The 16,290-nt window shown below is 67.5% G+C and carries 18 protein-coding genes; 11 read left to right on the forward strand and 7 right to left on the reverse strand.

The genetic code is table 11. The features are described from left to right. The first annotated feature begins 28 nt into the window (after nt 1–28). From F792_RS14530 to hslU, 8 genes are all read left to right on the forward strand, one after another. A complete protein-coding gene (locus F792_RS14530) occupies nt 29–163 on the forward strand; it encodes a lipoprotein (RefSeq protein WP_018144932.1) in 135 nt (44 codons plus the stop codon). Continuing rightward, nucleotides 164–1,453 carry a diaminopimelate decarboxylase gene (gene lysA / locus F792_RS0105875; RefSeq protein WP_018168777.1) on the forward strand — a complete coding sequence of 430 codons (1,290 nt, stop codon included), beginning with the start codon at nt 164–166 and terminating at the stop codon, nt 1,451–1,453. It begins immediately after the preceding gene. Continuing rightward, nucleotides 1,450–2,124: a trans-aconitate 2-methyltransferase gene (locus F792_RS0105880; RefSeq protein WP_018168778.1), complete on the forward strand. Its 675-nt coding sequence runs from the start codon at nt 1,450–1,452 to the stop codon at nt 2,122–2,124. The genes lysA and F792_RS0105880 overlap by 4 nt, the downstream gene beginning before the upstream one ends. Then, nucleotides 2,124–2,960 (forward strand): diaminopimelate epimerase, encoded by an 837-nt coding sequence (gene dapF, locus F792_RS0105885; RefSeq protein ID WP_018168779.1) that lies wholly within the window; start codon nt 2,124–2,126, stop codon nt 2,958–2,960. The genes F792_RS0105880 and dapF overlap by 1 nt, the downstream gene beginning before the upstream one ends. Further along, nucleotides 2,957–3,694: a DUF484 family protein gene (locus tag F792_RS0105890; RefSeq protein ID WP_018144936.1), complete on the forward strand. Its 738-nt coding sequence runs from the start codon at nt 2,957–2,959 to the stop codon at nt 3,692–3,694. The genes dapF and F792_RS0105890 overlap by 4 nt, the downstream gene beginning before the upstream one ends. Beyond that, nucleotides 3,666–4,589: a tyrosine recombinase XerC gene (gene xerC / locus F792_RS0105895; RefSeq protein ID WP_018168780.1), complete on the forward strand. Its 924-nt coding sequence runs from the start codon at nt 3,666–3,668 to the stop codon at nt 4,587–4,589. Before F792_RS0105890 ends, xerC begins: the two co-directional genes overlap by 29 nt. A 93-nt stretch (nt 4,590–4,682) precedes the next feature. Continuing rightward, a complete protein-coding gene (gene hslV, locus F792_RS0105900; RefSeq protein WP_018168781.1) occupies nt 4,683–5,225 on the forward strand; it encodes an ATP-dependent protease subunit HslV in 543 nt (180 codons plus the stop codon). A 41-nt stretch (nt 5,226–5,266) separates the two neighbouring features. Then, the gene (gene hslU, locus F792_RS0105905) at nt 5,267–6,601 is read left to right on the forward strand and encodes an ATP-dependent protease ATPase subunit HslU (RefSeq protein ID WP_018168782.1); all 1,335 of its coding nucleotides are present in this window, start codon (nt 5,267–5,269) and stop codon (nt 6,599–6,601) included. 81 nt (nt 6,602–6,682) lie between these two features. Here hslU and F792_RS0105910 read toward each other — a convergent pair whose 3' ends face one another. Beyond that, nucleotides 6,683–7,594: a lysophospholipid acyltransferase family protein gene (locus F792_RS0105910; RefSeq protein WP_018168783.1), complete on the reverse strand. Its 912-nt coding sequence runs from the start codon at nt 7,592–7,594 to the stop codon at nt 6,683–6,685. Further along, complete coding sequence (locus tag F792_RS0105915) at nt 7,569–8,381, reverse strand: tRNA 2-thiocytidine(32) synthetase TtcA (RefSeq protein WP_018168784.1); 813 nt, start codon at nt 8,379–8,381, stop codon at nt 7,569–7,571. The genes F792_RS0105910 and F792_RS0105915 overlap by 26 nt, the downstream gene beginning before the upstream one ends. Before the next feature lie 229 nt (nt 8,382–8,610). On the opposite strand from F792_RS0105915, the gene F792_RS0105920 reads away from it, so the two are divergent. The 3 genes from F792_RS0105920 to dtd all read left to right on the forward strand — a co-directional run bounded on the left by F792_RS0105920 (nt 8,611) and on the right by dtd (nt 10,440). Beyond that, nucleotides 8,611–8,922, forward strand: a complete 312-nt coding sequence (locus tag F792_RS0105920; RefSeq protein ID WP_018168785.1) for a hypothetical protein — start codon at nt 8,611–8,613, stop codon at nt 8,920–8,922. Nucleotides 8,923–9,010: 88 nt separating this feature from the next. Continuing rightward, nucleotides 9,011–9,997, forward strand: coding sequence for a prolyl aminopeptidase (gene pip, locus F792_RS0105925; protein WP_018168786.1), 987 nt, complete (start codon nt 9,011–9,013; stop codon nt 9,995–9,997). Then, nucleotides 9,994–10,440 (forward strand): D-aminoacyl-tRNA deacylase, encoded by a 447-nt coding sequence (dtd, locus tag F792_RS0105930; RefSeq protein ID WP_018144944.1) that lies wholly within the window; start codon nt 9,994–9,996, stop codon nt 10,438–10,440. Before pip ends, dtd begins: the two co-directional genes overlap by 4 nt. A 306-nt stretch (nt 10,441–10,746) precedes the next feature. On the opposite strand, the gene F792_RS0105935 is transcribed toward dtd, so the two are convergent. The 5 genes from F792_RS0105935 to atpD all read right to left on the reverse strand — a co-directional run bounded on the left by F792_RS0105935 (nt 10,747) and on the right by atpD (nt 16,272). After that, nucleotides 10,747–11,043 (reverse strand): hypothetical protein, encoded by a 297-nt coding sequence (locus F792_RS0105935; protein ID WP_018144945.1) that lies wholly within the window; start codon nt 11,041–11,043, stop codon nt 10,747–10,749. Between the two features lie 103 nt (nt 11,044–11,146). Beyond that, on the reverse strand, nt 11,147–12,997 hold the full coding sequence (glmS, locus tag F792_RS0105940) for a glutamine--fructose-6-phosphate transaminase (isomerizing) (protein ID WP_018168787.1): 1,851 nt from the start codon (nt 12,995–12,997) through the stop codon (nt 11,147–11,149). Nucleotides 12,998–13,000: 3 nt separating this feature from the next. After that, nucleotides 13,001–14,335 (reverse strand): bifunctional UDP-N-acetylglucosamine diphosphorylase/glucosamine-1-phosphate N-acetyltransferase GlmU, encoded by a 1,335-nt coding sequence (gene glmU / locus F792_RS0105945; RefSeq protein ID WP_018168788.1) that lies wholly within the window; start codon nt 14,333–14,335, stop codon nt 13,001–13,003. Between the two features lie 127 nt (nt 14,336–14,462). After that, complete coding sequence (locus F792_RS0105950; RefSeq protein ID WP_018144948.1) at nt 14,463–14,882, reverse strand: F0F1 ATP synthase subunit epsilon; 420 nt, start codon at nt 14,880–14,882, stop codon at nt 14,463–14,465. 13 nt (nt 14,883–14,895) lie between these two features. Next, the gene (gene atpD / locus F792_RS0105955; RefSeq protein ID WP_018144949.1) at nt 14,896–16,272 is read right to left on the reverse strand and encodes a F0F1 ATP synthase subunit beta; all 1,377 of its coding nucleotides are present in this window, start codon (nt 16,270–16,272) and stop codon (nt 14,896–14,898) included. Between the last annotated feature and the right edge of the window lie 18 nt (nt 16,273–16,290).

Below are 16,290 nucleotides of genomic sequence, written 5' to 3' on the forward strand. Positions count from 1 at the left end.
TTGATGCAACGAACCCCGGATCCGACCCATGTTCTCCTGCAAGGCCCAGTGGCTCCTGATTGCCGTGATCGTCGTGCTCGGCACGATGCAGATGCTCTCCGCCTGTGGTCAGAAGGGCGATCTCTATCTGCCCGATGACGACGAAACCGAGGAGCGGCGCTGAATGGACTACTTCGATTACCACCGCGGCACCCTGTTCTGCGAAGGCGTAGCAATGGACCGCCTTGCAGAGCTGGTCGGCACCCCCGCGTACGTGTATTCCCGCGCCACGCTGGAGCGCCACTTCCGCGCGTTCAGCGAGGCCCTCATCGGCACCCCGCACCAGGTCTGCTTCGCCGTGAAGGCGAACTCCGCGCTGGGCGTACTGAATGTGCTGGCGCGCATGGGCGCCGGTTTCGACATCGTCTCCGGCGGCGAACTGGAGCGCGTGCTGCGCGCCGGGGGCGATCCGGCGAAGGTCGTGTTCTCCGGGGTCGGCAAGACCGCCGCCGAGATGCGCCGGGCCCTGGAGGTCGGCATCCACTGTTTCAATGTCGAATCCGCCCCGGAGCTGGACCGGCTGGAGGCCGTCGCCATGGAGATGGGTGTCCTGGCCCCGGTGTCGATCCGGGTAAATCCGGACGTCGACGCCGAGACCCATCCCTATATCGCCACCGGGCTGCGCGAGAACAAGTTCGGCGTCGCCATCGAGGAGGCACCGGCGCTGTATGCCCGGGTGCGCGACAGCCAGCACCTGGAAGCAACCGGCGTCGACTTCCACATCGGCTCGCAGCTGACCCGCATCGACCCATTCACCGACGCGCTCAAGCGCGTACTGGCACTGGTCGACGAACTGGCCGCAGACGGCGTCGAGCTGGAACATATCGATGTCGGCGGCGGGCTGGGCGTGCGCTACCGCGACGAGACCCCACCGGAACCGGATGCCTGGGCCAGCGCCCTGCGCGAGGTCCTGGGCGATCGCCCGCTGAAGGTCCTGCTGGAACCGGGGCGCGCAATCGCCGCGAATGCCGGCGTGTTCCTGACCCGGGTGGAATACCTGAAACACACCGAGGCCCATGACTTCGCGATCGTCGACGGCGCGATGAACGACCTGCTGCGCCCGGCCCTGTACGGCGCCTGGCAGGAAATCGTCCCGGTGGTACCGCGCAGCGACACCGAGACCCGCACCTACGACATCGTCGGCCCGGTCTGCGAGACCGGCGACTTCCTCGGCCGCGAACGCGAGCTTGCGCTGGCCGCCGGCGACCTGCTCGCGGTGCGCTCGGCCGGCGCCTACGGCTACGTGATGTCCGGCAACTACAACTCGCGCCCGCGCCCGCCGGAGGTAATGGTCGACGGCGACCACTTCCAGATCATCAACCGCCGCGAGCAGGTCGATCACCTGATGATGCGCGAAAGCATGCTGCCCCGGGATCCGGAGGACCAGGACCCGTCAGGGAGCGTCGAGCCGTGATCCCGCGGCGCCCGGAGCCGGAGTTGATGCTGGAGCCGGAGCAGGCCCGTGCCTATGCCGAGGCCGACTTCGCCGCCCCGCACGAGGGTTTCGTCGACGCCTTCGCCGAGGCCTTTCCCGGGCCCGTGACCGGGCCGGTGCTGGACCTGGGCTGCGGCCCGGGCGATGTCTCGCTGCGCTTCGCCACGCGCTACCCCGACTGCGAGGTCGACGGCCTCGACGGCGCCCCGGCAATGCTGGCGGCCGGCGACGCGCTGATGGCCGGGCACCCAGCCGCGGACCGGGTGCATCTGGCCGAAGGCTGCCTGCCAGAGGCGCGCGGACCGCGCGCGCCATATGCCACGATCATCAGCAACTCCCTGCTGCATCACCTGCATGACCCGGCCGCTCTGTGGCAAACCATTGCGCGTGACGGCGCGCCCGGCGCGGCGGTGTTCATCATGGACCTGCGACGGCCGGATACGACCGAGACGGTCCGGGCCCTGGTCGCGGAGTACGCCGCCGACGCGCCGCCGGTGCTGCGCCACGACTTCGAGCACTCCCTGCATGCCGCCTTCACGCCCGACGAGGTACGCGAACAGCTGGCAGCGGCCGGGATCGAGGGCTTCACGGTGACCATCACCTCGGATCGCCACATGACCATTGTCGGCCACCTGCCGGAGACCGCCTGATGCGCCTGGACTTCACCAAGATGCACGGCCTGGGCAATGACTTCGTGGTCATCGACGGCATACGTCAGAACGTGCGGCTCGACGAGCCAACGCTGCGTCACCTGGCCGATCGCCACTTCGGCATCGGCTGCGATCAGATCCTGCTGGTGGAGCCACCGGGCGATCCGGCGCAGGCGCTGTTCCGCTACCGCATCTTCAATGCCGATGGCTCCGAGGTGGAGCAGTGCGGCAACGGCGCGCGCTGCTTCGCCCGCTTCGTCCGCGAGCAGGGCCTGACCGAGGCCCGCGAGATCCCGGTCGAGACCCTCGGCGGGCGCATCGTGCTGCATGTCGAGGACGACGAGCAGGTGCGCGTGGATATGGGGCGGCCGGAGTTCGCACCGGCGCGCATCCCGCTGCTCGCCGAGGCCGAGGCCGATGCCTACACGCTGGATGTGCAGGGCCACTCGATCACCCTGGGCGCGGTCTCCATGGGCAACCCGCATGCGGTGATCCTGGTCGACGACGTGGCCAGCGCACCGGTCCACGAGATCGGCCCGATCATCGAACGCCACGCAAGCTTCCCGCGCCGCGTCAATGTCGGGTTCGCCGCACTGTGCGACCGCGGACATGTCGACCTGCGGGTGTTCGAACGCGGGGTCGGCGAGACACTCGCCTGTGGCAGCGGCGCGGCCGCCGCGATGGCCGTATTGCGACGCCGCGGACTGGTCGACGACAACCTCGAAGTGACCCTGCCGGGCGGGACCCTTGTGCTAAGCTGGACCGGACAGGCCGAGGCTCCGGTTTGGCTGACCGGGCCGGCCACCACGGTATTCAACGGCTGGATCGATCTATGACTGGGCAGCAATCCTCCAACGCCTCTGCGGCAAAAACCAAGACCCCCAAGACCCGGGCTCCGGAAGACCGCACGATCAGCGCGGCCGACGTCGAGGCCTACCTGCGCGAGCATCCCGACTTCTTCCAGGACCACCTGCCGCTGCTGGACATACTGCGCCTGCCGCACCCGACCGGTGGCGCGGTGTCCCTGCTGGAACGCCAGGTCGCCCTGCTGCGCGAGAAGCACCGCGCCATGGAACAGCACATGGGCGAGCTGGTCGAGCGTGCCCGCGACAACGAGCGCATGGGCCAGCACCTGCACGAACTGGCCAAGACCCTGATGCGCGCCGAGAACCTGGACGCCGTGCTGGCGCTGACCCAGGACGCCCTGCGCAACGAGCTGGGCGCGGAACGCGTCAGCATCCGCCTGGCCCACCGCGAGGTCGACGACCTGCATGCGCTGACCACCAGCGAGCTGGCCACCTTCGACCCGCTGTTCAGCCGCGGCAAGGCCCAATGCGGTCGCGTCCCGGCCGAGATGCTGGACGTGCTGTTCGATGACGCCGAGGAGATCGGTTCGGCCATCCTGATGCCGTTGGGCAATGAATCCGACCATATCGGGGTACTTGGCCTGGCCAGCGAATCCGCGGACCGCTTCGAGCCCGACATGGGCACGTACTTCGTCACCCACATCGGCGACCTGCTGGCCGAATCGATCCGCTGCCATGTCGAGCGGGCCCACGCCGCTGCCTGACGCACCCGAGCAGGATGCGGATATCGCGGCCTTTCTGGCCCATTTGAGCGATATTCGCGGCCATTCGCCGCATACCGTACAGGCCTATCGGCGCGACCTGGCCCGCCTGCGCGGGCTGCATAACGGCCCCTGGGATGCCCTCAAGGCAGCCGACATGCGGCGCATCGCCGGACAGCTGGCCCGCCAGGGCCGCCACCCGCGCTCGATCCAGCGCTTCCTGTCCGCCGTGCGCGGCTTCTTCGCCTATCAGGTCGAACAGCGGCGCATGCCGGCCAATCCGGCCGCCGGCATGCGCGGCCCGCGTGCCGGGCGCCCCCTGCCGCGCGATCTCGATGTCGACCAGACCCAGCGGGCGCTGACCCCGGCGGAGGGCATCGAACCCAACCTGGCGGCACGCGACCAGGCGATGCTGGAGCTGCTGTATTCGTCCGGGCTGCGCCTGTCGGAACTGACCGGACTGGATCTGACCGACCTTGACCTGGATTCCGGGCTGGTGCGCGTGCTCGGCAAGGGCCGGCGCGAGCGCAGCGTCCCGGTGGGGCGTGTGGCACGCGATGCGCTGCGCACTTGGCTGAAATGCCGGGGCGACTGGGCCACAGCGGACGAGCGCGCCGTGTTCGTCAGCCGCCGAGGCCAGCGCCTCGGCAACCGCGCGGTGCAACGCCGGGTCGCCGAGGCCGGCCGTCGCGCCGGGCTGGATGTGCGCCTGCACCCGCACCGTCTGCGCCATGCCTTCGCCAGTCACCTGCTGGAGTCGAGTGGCGATCTGCGGGCGATCCAGGAACTTCTCGGCCACGCCAACCTTGAAACCACCCAGATCTATACCCATCTCGACTATCAGCACCTGGCACAGGTGTATGATGCCGCCCATCCGCGGGCCCGCCGGAGAGACTGATTCGGCGAGGATCCCACCCACCAGGTGAACGATCCCGGGCCGCCGCAACCCAACACCGTGCCCCATGACACTCAGCCGTAACAGGAGAGATCCGTGGAACAGTTTCGCGGCACCACCATCGTATGCGTCCGCAAGGGCGGCGCCGTCACCCTCGGGGGCGACGGCCAGGTTTCCCTTGGCAACACCGTGATGAAGGGCAACGCGCGCAAGGTGCGCCGCGTCTACCATGATCGCATCCTCGCCGGTTTTGCCGGCGGCACCGCCGATGCCTTCACCCTGTTCGAACGCTTCGAAGGGATGCTGGAGAAACACTCCGGCAACATTACCCGCGCCGCCGTCGAGCTGGCCAAGGACTGGCGTACCGACCGCGCCCTGCGCAAGCTGGAGGCATTGCTGGCGGTCTCCGACCGCGAGAACTCCTTCGTGATCTCCGGCAATGGCGACGTGATCGAGCCCGAGCATGCACTGATCGCAATCGGGTCCGGCGGCCCCTACGCCCAGGCCTCCGCCCAGGCCCTGCTGCAGAACACGGATCTGCCAGCCCGCGATATCGTGGAGAAGTCCCTGAACATCGCTGCCGATATCTGCGTGTACACCAATCACAACATCACCCTGGAGAGCCTGGACGCGGAGTAACGCGACCCGGCGCCAAGCGATTCGACCAAGGCCCATTTGCCATGACCGACATGACCCCCCGCGAGATCGTCCAGGAACTGGACCGCTACATCATCGGCCAGGACGACGCCAAGCGCTCCGTCGCCGTTGCCCTGCGCAACCGCTGGCGCCGCCGCCAGCTGCCGCCGGAGCTGCAACCGGAGGTCACACCCAAGAACATCCTGATGATCGGCCCGACCGGTGTGGGCAAGACCGAGATCGCCCGGCGTCTGGCGAAACTGGCCCACGCCCCGTTCATCAAGATCGAGGCGACCAAGTTCACCGAAGTCGGTTATGTCGGGCGCGATGTCGAGTCGATCATCCGCGATCTGGCTGAGGCCGCGGTGAAACAGCTGCGCGACGAGGCGATCAAGGAAAACCGCCTGAAGGCCGAGGACGCCGCCGAGGAGCGCATCCTCGACGCCCTGCTGCCAAGCCCACGCAATGCCGGCTTCACCGAGTCCGAGCCGGACCACGCCAACAGCGAGACCCGCCAGAAGCTGCGCAAGCGCCTGCGCGAGGGGGACATGGACGAACGCGAGATCGACATCGAGGTCTCGCAGAACCCGCAGGGCGTGGAGATCATGACGCCCCCGGGCATGGAAGAGATGGCCAGCCAGCTGCAGTCGATGTTCCAGAACCTCGGCGGGCAGAAGACCCGGTCGCGGCGGCTGAAGATCGCCGAGGCGCGCAAGCTGCTGATCGAGGAAGAGGCCGCGCGCCTGGTCAATGAAGAAGAGCTGAAGCTGAAGGCGATCGAGCGCGTGGAACAAAGCGGCATCGTGTTCCTCGACGAGATCGACAAGGTCGCCAAGGGCAGCGAGAAGACCGGCGGTGGCGAGGTCTCCCGCGAGGGCGTGCAGCGCGACCTGCTGCCGCTGATCGAGGGCACCACCGTCTCCACCAAGCTGGGCATGGTGCGCACCGACCACATCCTGTTCATCGCCTCCGGCGCCTTCCACCTGTCCAAGCCGTCCGACCTGGTGCCGGAGCTGCAGGGCCGGCTGCCCATCCGTGTGGAGCTGGACGCCCTGTCGGCCGATGCCTTCGTGCGCATCCTGACCGAGCCCACCGCCTCGCTGACCGAGCAGTACACCGCGCTGATGAAGACCGAGGGCGTGGAGCTGCGCTTCGAGGAAGAGGGCGTGCGCCGTCTGGCCGAAATCGCCTTTGACGTGAACGCACGCACCGAGAATATCGGCGCCCGCCGTCTGCATACCGTGCTGGAGCGCCTTCTGCAGGACGTCGCCTACCGCGCCCCGGATGTCGAAGGCCCGGTGATCGTGGATCGCGCCTTCGTCGACGAACGCCTCGGCGACCTGGCGGAAGACGAGGACCTGTCCCGCTACATCCTCTGACGCGACCCGCTCAGCGGGTCGGCCATGCGCGGGTCGGCCATGCGCGGGCCGGCCATGCGCGGAGAGCTACCGCGCGGGAGGTTACTCGGGCGCCCCCCGGCGATAGGGATCGGGCCAGCCCGCGGGCGCTGGGTTGAAGCGCTTGTAGGCCCAGTTGTACTGCTCGGGACAGCGCCGGACCAGGGTCTCCACGTGGCGGTTGATCGCCGCGGCCGCCCGGGCAAAATCGCGATCGGCCACCTCCGGGCCGGCCACGACCTCGTGATAGCGATAGCCCCGGCCCCCGGGCAGACGCTCGGCAAACAGGAATACCACGTGATCCGCGCGCCCGCGCAGCAGGCGCGGGAGCAGGGTCATGGTCAGGGCCGGACGCCCGAAAAACGAGGCGTGCTGGCCCGAGGCGCCCTTGGGGCTCTGGTCCGGCAGGATGCCGATGATCTCGCCGCGGTCGCGGGCCTGTTGCAGGATGCGCAGGCCACTGCGATCGGCCGGGGCCAGCTCGGCCCCGGTGGAGGCACGGGCCTCGCGCACCCAGCGGTCCACCTCCGGGGTCTTGAACGGGCTGTACAGCGTGGCCATCGGCCCGTGGCAAGCGGCATGCAGTCCGGCGAATTCCCAGGAACCGAGATGCGGGGCGCACAGGAACAACGCCCGACCGGCGGAGCGCTCGCGCAGGCGCGCGTACTGCGGCGGCTGGACGGCCAGGGTCTCGAGGCTCTCCGGAGGCGACTGCCACAGCCAGGGGGACTCGGTCAGGGCCCGGCCCATCGCCATCAGGGAGCGCCGCCCCACCCGCCGCCGCCACGCCGGGTCCTTTTCCGGAAAGCACAGCGCCAGATTGATGCGGGTGATACGGGCCGCGCGGGTGGGCAGGTACCACACCAGCGCCCCGACCGCGCCGCCCAGGGCGTGGTTCACGCGCAGCGGGAGGCGCGCCAGCAGGCGCAGGCCCACCCCGATCAGGCGATCACGCAGATGCCGACGTCGGGCCATGTTCGGACACTGCGGATTCGGTGGTTGCGGCCGCGCTCGGCGGTGGATCGCGCGGAGGAATGCCACCCTCGGTCATCAGGGGCTTGAGTGTGGTGCGCAGGTTGCGGAACAGTCGCGGGTGCTGCGCCTCCTCCTGCGCCAGCAGCTGTTTCATGTGCTCGCGCTGGGTGGGCATGGCGAAGCAGGCGGGGCAGTTGTCGAGGATCACCGGGAGCCCCGCGGCGTCGGCAAAGTCGCGGGTCTGGCGTTCACGCACGTAGACCAGCGGGCGAATGACCCGCAGGTCGCCGGCGTCGATCGCGTAGTGGGCCTTCATGGTGCGCAGCTGGCCGCCATGGAAGGCGCTCATCATGAAGCTCTCCGCGAGATCATCGAGGTGCTGGCCCAGCGCCAGTACGTTGTAGCCGTGTTCGCGCGCCGTGCGATACATCAGGCCGCGCTTCATGCGCGAGCAGAAGGAGCAGAACGAGTCGTTGTCCATGTGCGCATCGGCCAGCTCGGCGATGGGCTCGGACACGAAGTGATAGGGGATGCCGTAGCTGCCCAGGTAATCCATCAGCCGCTGCGGCTCGAATCCCTCGATCTCGGGGTTGATCGTGACCGCCCCCACCTCGAAGTGCACCGGGGCCCGCCGAGCGAGGTTGTGCAGCAGCCACAGCAGGGTCAGCGAATCCTTGCCACCGGACAGGCCCACCAGGATGCGGTCGCCCTCGCGGACCATGTCGAAGTCGGCGATGGCGCGCCCGGCGAGGCGGCGGATCGAGGCGGGAACGGCGGGTGTCTCCATGGGCCCGCAACATAGGCCGGCGGTCGGCTGCACGCAAGCCCAACCCGCAATGGTGGCGGAGGATTTCGGTGCACACCGCGCCTCCCGTGCACCAGAGATGAACACCCGTCGCTCTCGCACAGGGCAGGGGTTGCGACCTGGGGGCACCGGGGCGGCGAATGGCGGGCGTCTCGCCGTGGCACCCCGCTTGCATGAAGACGGAGAAACCTACGTCCACCCGGGGGACCCGATGCACGACCGCAAGAGCCTCAGCCTGGCCGCCGAACTTCGGCGAAACCTGCGCGCCGAATTCCCCGCGGTAGCACGGCTTTCGGTCAGCGACCCGGATTTCATGGAGGCCATCCTTGATTACGCTGCCCGCTCGCAGTCGAGCATGGTCGAGGCGGCGGCGCTGACCCTGCGCAGTCAGCTGGAGGGAACGGGGTATCTACGAACACCCTCACCCGCGAAGACGCAACCAGAAGACGGGGCCCAGGGAGAACACCGGCCTGCGCACAAGCGGCGGGTCTATCGCGGGCGGGTAATCGAGGACCCGGAGTAGGGCCGGATCGGCGGTTGCGGGAAGAGCCCGAAGGGTTTCGCCCACGCTGCGTTTTGGCGACACTCGGGGTTTTGCCCGGAGGGCTTCCATGGACGCGCTGTATCCCGAGATCGAGCCCCACGGCATGGGGCGCCTGCAGGTTGGCGACGGCCACGAGCTGTACTTCGAGGAATGCGGCAATCCGGAGGGGATACCCGTCGTGTTTCTGCATGGCGGGCCCGGCTCGGGTTGCGAAAGCTGGCACCGCCGCTTCTACGATCCGGAACGCTACCGCATCGTGCTGTTCGACCAGCGCGGCTGCGGACGCTCGACCCCGCACGCAAGCCTCGAGGCGAACACGACCTGGCACGCGGTCGCAGACATCGAGCGCCTGCGCGAGCACCTGGGGGTCGAACGCTGGGTGGTATTTGGCGGGTCCTGGGGCTCGACCCTCGGGCTGGCGTATGCCCAGAAACACCCGGAGCGGATCCTGGGCCTGGTGCTGCGCGGGATCTTCCTGTGCCGCCCGCAGGATATCCAATGGTTCTACCAGTCGGGCGCGGACCGGTTGTTTCCGGAGGCCTGGGCCGACTACGAGGCACAGATCCCGGATGGCGAGCGGGAGGACATGGTAGGTGCCTATTATCGGCGGCTGACCGCCGACGATCGCGCGGTGCGCGAGGCCGCGGCCCGCGCCTGGTCGAGCTGGGAAGGGCGCACCTCCTGTCTGATCCCGAACCACGACGTAATTGCGCACTTCGAGGCGCCGGATGTGGCCGTGAGCCTGGCCCGGCTGGAGTGCCACTACTTCGTTCACGAGACGTTCCTGGAACCCGACCAGCTGCTGCGCGATGCCGGCCGGCTGCAGGGGATTCCCGGCACCATTGTGCACGGCCGCTACGACGTGGTGTGTCCGGTGAACCAGGCGGTGGCCCTGCACCAGGCCTGGCCGCAGGCGCAGCTGGAGATCGTACCGGACGCCGGCCACTCGGCGGCGGAGCCGGGCATCGTGCGCCGACTGGTCGCAGCCACGGACCGACTGGCAGGGGAACTGTCCGGGCACATCGAGCCCGGCACTGGACGGGGGCAGGCGTGATCGCACTGATCCAGCGCGCAAGCGCGGCGCGGGTCACCATCGACGGGGAGGACGTCGGGGCGATCGGGAGCGGCCTGGTGGCTCTGGTGGCCGTGGAGCCGAACGATACCGAGGCGAGCGCGGAACGGATGCTCGACCGGCTATTGGGCTACCGGGTATTCGCGGACTCGGCGGGCCGAATGAACCGGAGCCTGGGCGAGACCGGTGGCGGGCTGCTGCTGGTGCCCCAGTTCACCCTGGCAGCCGATACGCGCAAGGGGATGCGACCGAGCTTTTCCGGATCGGCGAGCCCCGAGCATGGCGCAGCGCTGTTCGATTGGCTGGTACGGCGGGCAGGCCAACGCCATGAACCCGTGGCCAGCGGGCGTTTCGGGGCGGACATGCAGGTCAGTCTGACCAACGACGGCCCGGTGACCTTCTGGCTGGAGGCCAGGGGCCAGTAAGGGACGATCTCGTGGACACCCACGATGAGGCTCAAGACGGGCGAAGCACAAAGGACACGGACAAAGGCCAGGGTGACGCACATGGCCTGACCCTCTATTTGGGACCGACCCACGGAACTGGCCGGGGCCGGATGCACCGCTACTTGCCGGTCATTTGATTGCCCGGCATTGCCACTGCCATGACGTGCACCTCAGTGGATGTCTGTCTGCCCCGTGTCCTCGGTGACGAACAAGCAGGTGTCGCGACCCCAAACGAAAAGACCCGGCGCGAGGCCGGGTCCTGGCGGGCGATGATCCGGGCGTGGATCAGGCCGCGCGGCGCAGGAACGGACGCTGGCCGGACTGGACCGCGCGACGGATGAAGTCGGCGCGGCCGGCCTCGCGCTGGTTCAGGTTGTCGGCGCATTTCGACGGCTCGTAGGCTGCGGCGGAGAGCATGACTTCCAGCTCGCACAGGTCGACCTTCGGCTCTGTCAGTTCGTCCGGGTTCGTGTTCAGCTTGCGGCCGACTTCCCAGAACATGCGGGGGTTCCACAGCTTGGTCTGGATTCGCGGGGACTGGAACAGGGTGACGCAGCGGTTGTTGAGCTCTTGCTGATCCATAAGGTGCTCCTGTGACAGGTTATTCAAGCGCACCAAAATCTAGCGAACCCGGGGCACGAATACAAGCGTCTCCTGATGGAATGAACGGTTGGGGCGCCGCACACTATTCCACGGTCACCGATTTGGCGAGGTTGCGCGGCTGATCCACATCGGTGCCCTTCAGCACGGCCGTATGGTAAGCCAGCAACTGAAGCGGGACCGTGAACAGAACCGGAGCCAGCCAGGGACTGAGGGCCTCGTTCTGCGGGAGACCGACCCAGGTGTCCTCGGGTTCCAGCGCGCGCGCGGCGTTGGATTCGCCAATGACGATCAGCTGCCCGCCCCGGGCCCGTACCTCCTGCAGGTTGCTGGAAAGTTTCTCCAGCTGGGCATCGTCCGGGGCGACGGCCACGACCGGCATCTCGGTATCCACGAGTGCCAACGGACCGTGTTTCAGCTCGCCGGAGGGGTAGGCCTCGGCGTGGATATAGGAGATTTCCTTCAGCTTCAGCGCGCCTTCCAGGGCAATCGGGAAATAGGCCCCACGCCCGAGAAACAGCGCATGCTGGCGCTCCAGAAGACCCTCGGCGATCCGCGCAATAGGCGTGTCGAGCGCGAGGATACGGGCCACCTGATCGGGGAGACTGCGCAGGGCCGCGACCGCATCGGCCCGCGCGGCGGCGGGCATACGGGCGGCGCTGGCGACCTGACCCAGCAGCAGGACCAGGATGGCCAGAGCCGCCAGTTGGGTGGTAAACGCCTTGGTGGATGCGACGCCGATCTCGGGTCCGGCATGGGTCATCAGGACCAGGTCGGCCGCCCGTGCCATCGTGCTCTCGGGCACGTTGCAGATCGCCAGCCGCGCCAGGAACGGCTCGTCCTGGGACTGACGTAGGACCGCCAGGGTATCGGCGGTCTCGCCGGACTGCGAGATCACCACCAGCAGGGTGCCCGGGGCGAGGACGTGGCGCCGGTAGCGATATTCACTGGCGACTTCGACTCGGGCCGGAAGACCCAGGTGCTCCTCGATCCAGTGGGCCGCGACCATGCCGGCGTGATAACTCGTTCCGCAGGCAACGATCTGCACGGCGGCGACATCGGCCAAGCGCTCGTCGCTGCCCGGTCCGAGGATGTTCTCGAGGATGCCGGCTTCGCCCAGGCGCCCCGACAGGGTTTCTTCCAGGGCGTGGGGTTGCTCGTAGATCTCCTTGAGCATGAAATGGCGGTACTCGCCCCGGTCCGCGATGCTCGCCTGGCACCGACTCTCGCGGATACCGCGCTCGACGCGTTCTCCGGCGGCGTCGTGGATCTCGACGCCGTCGCGCGTGAGCCGGGCAATGTCTCCATCTTCCAGGTCGACGAAACGCTGGGTGACCGGAAGCAGCGCCTGCACGTCGGAGGCGGCGAAGGTCTCGCCAATGCCCAGGCCCAGCAGGACCGGGCTCCCGGAACGGGCAACAATCAATTCGTCGGGGAAGTCCGCAAAGACCGCCGCGATCGCGTAGGCACCTTGAAGTTCGGCACAGGCGCTGCGCATCGCATCCAGCGGCGACGAACCCAGTGCCAGGGCCTGCTCGAGACGATGGGCGATCACCTCGCTGTCGGTCGCGGATACGCAGGGCCAGCCGGCAGCGTCGAGCCGGGAACGCAGGTCGCCGTGATTCTCGATGATGCCGTTGTGCACGATGGCCACGCGGCCGTCGCGCGAACGGTGGGGATGGGCATTCTCTTCGGTGGGAGCCCCGTGCGTCGCCCAGCGGGTGTGAGCGATGCCCACCGGCCCCTCCAGCCCAGCGGCGTCGATCCGTTGCTCCAGGGCCGCAACCTTGCCGATGGCACGCAGGTCCGAGAGGCCGCAGTCGTTGACCACGGCCACGCCAGCGGAGTCATACCCCCGGTATTCCAGGCGATGCAGACCCTCGACCAGGACGGGGACCAGGTTTCGTTCGCCAATGCCTGCAACCAGACCGCACATCGATTACTTCTCCTTGTCGTTACCGCTCTTTTTCGGGCGCGGCCAGTCGCGAATCGTGCGGGCTCGGGCGCGAGTCAGCGCGAGAGCGCCCGCCTCGACGTCGTCGGACAGGGTTGACCCTGCGCCCACGGTCGCGTCGTCCCCGATGCGTATCGGGGCCACCAAGGCCGTATTGGAGCCGATAAAGGCGCGCTCGCCGATCTCGGTGCGATGCTTGTTGGCGCCGTCATAGTTGCACGTAATGGTGCCCGCGCCCAGATTGGCGCCAGCGCCAATCTGGGCGTCGCCGACGTAGGTCAGGTGGTTCGCCTTGGCCCCGGCACCCAGGGTGGAATTCTTGATCTCGACGAAGTTGCCGACGCGCGCCCCGGTCCCCAGTTCGGTGCCGGGCCGCAGGCGGGCGAACGGTCCAATCCGCGCATCGGCATGAACCCGCACCCCCTCGAGGACACTATGCGCCGCGATCTGCGTGCCGGAACCGATGTCGCAGTCCCGCAGCACGCAACCGGGTCCAATATAAACATCGTCCGAGAGCGTCACCGTGCCCTCGATCACGACGTTCACATCGATCTGGCAGTCGCGCCCGAAGGTGAGAACACCGCGCACATCCAGGCGCGCGGGGTCGGCAAGGCCCAGACCGTCGCGCATCAACCCTGCACCAAGCGCCGCCTGGTACAGCCGTTCCTGAACTGCCAGTTGCTCGCGGTCGTTCACCCCGAGGACTGCCGCGGAATCGCCGCTTTCCACCACCTCCACGGCACATCCGTCGGCGCGCGCTGCCGCCACGACATCGGTAAGGTACCACTCGCGTGGTCCGGTCACCCGTGGTTCACAGGCGGCCAGCCATCGGCGCAGCTCACCCGCGGGGGCGGCAAGGACACCCGTATTGATCAGGTCCACGGCACGTTCACGTGCACTGGCCTCCTTGTCCTCGACGATCCGCTCAAGTTGCCCCGACGAATCCAGAATCAAGCGCCCATAGCCGCTCGGGTCGACGACCCGGGCGGCCAGCACCGTGACACCATCGCCGTCCGCACAGGCCACCAGGTCGGGAATCGGTATGCGCGGCACATCGCCATAGGTCACCAGTACACGTGCCGCGTCCGGGATGGCTTCAAGGGCTCGAAACACCGCGTGGCCGGTCCCGCGAGGCTCCCCCTGGTCGACCCAGGTCAAGGCTTGCGGGGAGTCGGCGAACGCCGCCCGCACCCGCTCCTGCTCGTGACCTACCACCACGTGGCAGGCGGCGGCGTCCAGCGCCGTAACTCTTTCCAGGACATGGGCCAGCAGGGGACGGCCGGCAAGGGCTTGCAGGACTTTCGGACGGCGCGAACGCATGCGCGTCCCCTTGCCGGCTGCAAGTACCGCGATATGAAGGGGCTTGGATTCAGGCATGGGTACAATGATAAAGGGCCAACCGAGATGGTTGGCCCTTAGCGTAAGTCATCCGTCGCAGTTTGCCGGATTATTTCCGGCGCAGCTTCTGGATCATCTGCAGGCGTGCCGCCGCCTCGACCAGCTCGGCCTGGGCCTTGGCGTAGTCGAAATCGGCCTTGGAGTTGGCCAGCGCCTCCTCCGCACGTTTTTTCGCCTCGATGGCCTCGGCCTCGTCAAGATCCTTCGCGCGCACCGCAGTGTCCGCCAGAACGGTCACATGGTACGGCTGCACCTCGAGGATGCCGCCGGACACGAACACCGGCTGCGGCTCCGCGCCTTCCTTTTCCAGGATGCGCAGTTCACCCGGATTCAGCCGGGCGAGCATCTGCGTATGCCCGGCATACACGCCGACCTCGCCCCCTTCGGCGGGTGCGGCGATCATCAGGGCCGTCCCGGAGTAGATCGACTCCTCCGCACTGACCACATCCACATGCATATTCATGGGCATAACGCCTTGCTCCTTAGCCGAGCTTCTCGGCCTTCTCGACAGCTTCTTCGATCGTGCCGACCATGTAAAAGGCCTGTTCCGGCAGGTGATCGTATTCGCCGTCCACGATGGCCTTGAACGCCCGGATGGTGTCCTTCAGGGAGACGTACTTGCCCGGGGCTCCGGTGAAGACTTCCGCAACGAAGAACGGCTGCGACAGGTAGCGCTGGATCTTTCGCGCACGGGCCACGGCCAGCTTGTCATCTTCCGACAGCTCGTCCATGCCGAGGATCGCGATGATGTCCTTCAGCTCCTTGTAGCGCTGCAGGGTGCCCTGCACCGCCCGCGCGGTGTCGTAGTGTTCCTGCCCGATGATCTGCGGATCCAGCTGACGCGAGGTCGAGTCCAGCGGGTCCACGGCCGGGTAGATGCCCAGCTCGGCGATCTGGCGGGACAGCACGACCGTGGCATCCAGGTGCGCGAAGGTGGTGGCGGGGGACGGGTCGGTCAAGTCATCCGCTGGCACGTAGACGGCCTGGATAGAAGTGATCGAGCCTTTCTTGGTCGAGGTGATGCGCTCCTGCAGCACACCCATCTCTTCCGCCAGGGTCGGCTGGTAACCCACCGCGGAGGGCATACGACCCAGCAGCGCCGAGACCTCGGTACCGGCCAGGGTGTAACGGTAGATGTTGTCAATGAACATCAGCACGTCACGGCCTTCGTCACGGAAGAACTCGGCCATGGTCAGACCGGTCAGCGCTACGCGCAGACGGTTACCCGGCGGCTCGTTCATCTGGCCATAGACCAGGGCCACCTTGTCGAGGACGTTGGAGTCCTTCATCTCGTGGTAGAAGTCGTTGCCCTCACGAGTACGCTCCCCGACACCCGCAAACACCGAATAACCGGAGTGCTCGATCGCGATATTACGGATCAGCTCCATCATGTTAACGGTCTTGCCCACGCCGGCCCCACCAAACAGGCCGACCTTGCCGCCCTTCGCGAAGGGGCACAGCAGGTCAATGACCTTGATGCCAGTTTCCAGCAGCTCGGTCGAGCCCGCCTGCTCGTCAAAGGTCGGGGCGGCGCGGTGGATCGACCAGGTCTCCTGGGCCTCCACATCACCGGCGTTGTCCACCGGACGACCGAGGACATCCATCACCCGACCCAGGGTCCCCTTGCCGACCGGCACGGAGATCGGCTTGCCCGTGGCGGTAACCGCGGTCTGACGCTTCACGCCCTCGGTCGTGCCCATGGCAATGGTACGTACCACGCCGTCGCCCAACTGCTGCTGGACTTCCAGGGTCAGACCGTTTTCCAGGGTCAGCGCGTCGTAGATCTTGGGCACTTCGCCGTGGGGGAATTCCACGTCCACGACGGCGCCGATGATTTCGACAATCTTTCCAGAACTCATTTGTTCATCCTCGTAAGT

Origin of the sequence: Thioalkalivibrio sp. ALMg9, assembly GCF_000380625.1 — a bacterium.
In the GTDB taxonomy this organism is placed as follows: Bacteria; Pseudomonadota; Gammaproteobacteria; order Ectothiorhodospirales; family Ectothiorhodospiraceae; genus Thioalkalivibrio; species Thioalkalivibrio versutus.

Coding starts and splice junctions, on each gene's coding strand:
- hslU (WP_018168782.1), top strand. CDS start 5,267: ATGACCGACATGACCCCCCGCGAGATCGTCCAGGAACTGGACCGCTAC.
- F792_RS14530 (WP_018144932.1), top strand. CDS start 29: ATGTTCTCCTGCAAGGCCCAGTGGCTCCTGATTGCCGTGATCGTCGTG.
- pip (WP_018168786.1), top strand. CDS start 9,011: ATGGACGCGCTGTATCCCGAGATCGAGCCCCACGGCATGGGGCGCCTG.
- F792_RS0105950 (WP_018144948.1), bottom strand. CDS start 14,882: ATGCCCATGAATATGCATGTGGATGTGGTCAGTGCGGAGGAGTCGATC.
- dapF (WP_018168779.1), top strand. CDS start 2,124: ATGCGCCTGGACTTCACCAAGATGCACGGCCTGGGCAATGACTTCGTG.
- F792_RS0105915 (WP_018168784.1), bottom strand. CDS start 8,381: ATGGAGACACCCGCCGTTCCCGCCTCGATCCGCCGCCTCGCCGGGCGC.
- F792_RS0105910 (WP_018168783.1), bottom strand. CDS start 7,594: ATGGCCCGACGTCGGCATCTGCGTGATCGCCTGATCGGGGTGGGCCTG.
- F792_RS0105935 (WP_018144945.1), bottom strand. CDS start 11,043: ATGGATCAGCAAGAGCTCAACAACCGCTGCGTCACCCTGTTCCAGTCC.
- F792_RS0105890 (WP_018144936.1), top strand. CDS start 2,957: ATGACTGGGCAGCAATCCTCCAACGCCTCTGCGGCAAAAACCAAGACC.
- atpD (WP_018144949.1), bottom strand. CDS start 16,272: ATGAGTTCTGGAAAGATTGTCGAAATCATCGGCGCCGTCGTGGACGTG.
- glmS (WP_018168787.1), bottom strand. CDS start 12,997: ATGTGCGGTCTGGTTGCAGGCATTGGCGAACGAAACCTGGTCCCCGTC.
- xerC (WP_018168780.1), top strand. CDS start 3,666: ATGTCGAGCGGGCCCACGCCGCTGCCTGACGCACCCGAGCAGGATGCG.
- glmU (WP_018168788.1), bottom strand. CDS start 14,335: ATGCGTTCGCGCCGTCCGAAAGTCCTGCAAGCCCTTGCCGGCCGTCCC.
- F792_RS0105920 (WP_018168785.1), top strand. CDS start 8,611: ATGCACGACCGCAAGAGCCTCAGCCTGGCCGCCGAACTTCGGCGAAAC.
- lysA (WP_018168777.1), top strand. CDS start 164: ATGGACTACTTCGATTACCACCGCGGCACCCTGTTCTGCGAAGGCGTA.